This is a genomic window from Serratia microhaemolytica, from assembly GCF_004011885.1.
Classification (GTDB): Bacteria; Pseudomonadota; Gammaproteobacteria; order Enterobacterales; family Enterobacteriaceae; genus Serratia_G; species Serratia_G microhaemolytica.
In genome coordinates, this window is record NZ_SBEF01000091.1 from 1 (window position 1) to 2,059 (window position 2,059).

1 protein-coding gene and 1 pseudogene are annotated in these 2,059 nt (G+C 47.5%); both read left to right on the forward strand.

Annotation, left to right across the window (positions count from 1 at the left end; genetic code table 11):
• Nucleotides 1–943 precede the first annotated feature (943 nt).
• Nucleotides 944–1,031: pseudogene (locus EOJ37_RS15125) on the forward strand (RHS repeat-associated core domain-containing protein); the annotation flags it as partial.
• 357 nt (nt 1,032–1,388) lie between these two features.
• Nucleotides 1,389–1,805 carry a hypothetical protein gene (locus EOJ37_RS13945; protein ID WP_127960479.1) on the forward strand — a complete coding sequence of 139 codons (417 nt, stop codon included), beginning with the start codon at nt 1,389–1,391 and terminating at the stop codon, nt 1,803–1,805.
• Nucleotides 1,806–2,059: the final 254 nt, after the last annotated feature.

Below are 2,059 nucleotides of genomic sequence, written 5' to 3' on the forward strand. Positions count from 1 at the left end.
TCGGTGAGCGCCGGGGTAAATCGGCCACGCCCCGCAGGGTAAAGCCTGCACTTTGTCGGTTCTTCAGCGGTGCGCGGCCGGTTTAACATAATGCTACCGAATTGTGCGCACTGTCTCTGTAACCTGCCCCGGTCAGCCGTGTGCACAATGCGCACAATTAGCTTTATGTCTTGCGCCCCGGCGGGCACGTTTTTAGCGCGTGCTTTGGGCGCTCGGCCAGCCAAGCGGCTGCGCCACTTGGTCTGGGTCTTGCGCCCCGCACTCTTCTGTTAGGCCGCTGGCGCCGCGTCCCTGCGGCGCGGTGTCGCGTTCGGTCACGTCATTCACTCCTTATCCTTTTTGTTGTCTTCAGGTGGTTATCGCCTTCACTTCTTTGTTGCTGTGTTGCCGCCAACAATCAATGGCAGTCGGCCTGTCGGCCTCCGCTGAAGGCGTTGATCTCCCCCCGCCCCACCCCGCGTTATTGGCTGCGCTCGGCTCGCAGTCGCTGCGCTCCTCGCTCGTTCCCGTGCTCGCCACTCTCGCCCCGTGCAGCCCCCCAAGGGGGGCTTCCCTTGAGGGGGTTAAGTTCGTGGGGCTGGCCGCCCCACACCCGGCCGACCCTTCGTCGGCCACAGTAAACTGTGGCCTCCTCAGCGTCCCGAATAAACGGCGCTTAACGGTGAAGTTGCGATCTGTCTCGTAAAGCGGCCAGCGGCGGCAAAAAGCCATGTTGCGATCTGGCTCGCAAACTGGCCAGCAGCGGCAAAGAGCGAAAGTTGTGATGTGCTTCGCAAAGTCACAATAAAAAGGTGGTGAGCTGGAACGTGAACGGGTAAAAACGCACATCGGGAAAAGTTGCGTGTCGGTTTTTCCCAAAATGGGGGAGTGTGTTCTTTAAAAGCATTGCTGTTCAGTGAGATGCGAGCGTCGGTGAGTACGATCGCCTTGGGATCACTCCTAAGACCCGATAGGGTTATTGGGCGGAATTAATTTATATCAGTATGCGCCCAATGCATTGGGATTTATTGATCCTTGGGGTCTTTCATGTGTCACGGGTAAAGGTTCTGGATTAACAGACGGTATTCCTAATAACCCCGGTATAGTAAGACGTTTTATGTCTAAAAAAGAGTTTAAAAAATTCATTAGCAATGGATTTAAATATGATCCGGCTGATCCACGAGGTGGTATTAGTGTTACATCAGTAAAAGTTCAGCCTAAAGATCCTGATGCAATAAGAAATAGTACAGGAGCTCTAGGTGCTGAAAAATATGTTGATATAGATACAAGCAAGATGCGAGTTGAATTAAAAGGAAAAACAAAAGGCGGGGTAATGGATTGGAAAATAAAGGATAATGTTACCATTGACGATATAGTTGGTACAGGAAGTGTGAGCAAAAGGTAAAAACATGGCACTCAGTCAACGATTAAAAGATTTCTGGGAAGCAAGAGAGAACTTGTGGCTGGAAATAAGGAATGACTCTGTTAAAGAAGAGTTTATTGCTGATGGGTTGACATCTGAAGACTTGGAGTTATTAAGAAAGTTAATAATTTCATGGAATTTTACTTTGCCAGCATTCGAGATTTTATTAAAAACCAATCCAGATGTGGCAATTGATATCCTTTTTGATAGGTACTTATCAATTGATCTGACAAAGTCACCAAGGAATTTAGGTTCAGATTTGGAAATCATGTTTGATGATGTAAAGGAAGTGCTTGGTGAGGAAAAGCTCAAGGAAATATTAAACAGCCCTAGATTTTTATCTAAAAATAAACGCACTAGATACGTGAAAGAAGCAATTACATTTGCTTTAGATGAAGATTGATAAATAAATTTACTCTTGCAGCACCAAGCCATTGGGATAATTTTTCCCACGCTCTCATCGTATTTTGCCCCAAATGATTGATCATAAAAAAGGCCGGAGCTTATAACAGTTCTGGCCTTTTCTTTTCGCTGCAATTTACGCTACAGCCTTTCTACTATCACCTTTCCTTGTGTAACAAAAATATCTAGCAGTTGGCCTGCCAGGCCAGTTTCTATCAGCCATTCTCCGGCTACATAGAGTTCGCCACTTTCCGT

Excerpts from the sequence above, each read along its gene's own strand:
- EOJ37_RS13945 (WP_127960479.1), top strand. The coding sequence starts at position 1,389 with ATGGCACTCAGTCAACGATTAAAAGATTTCTGGGAAGCAAGAGAGAAC.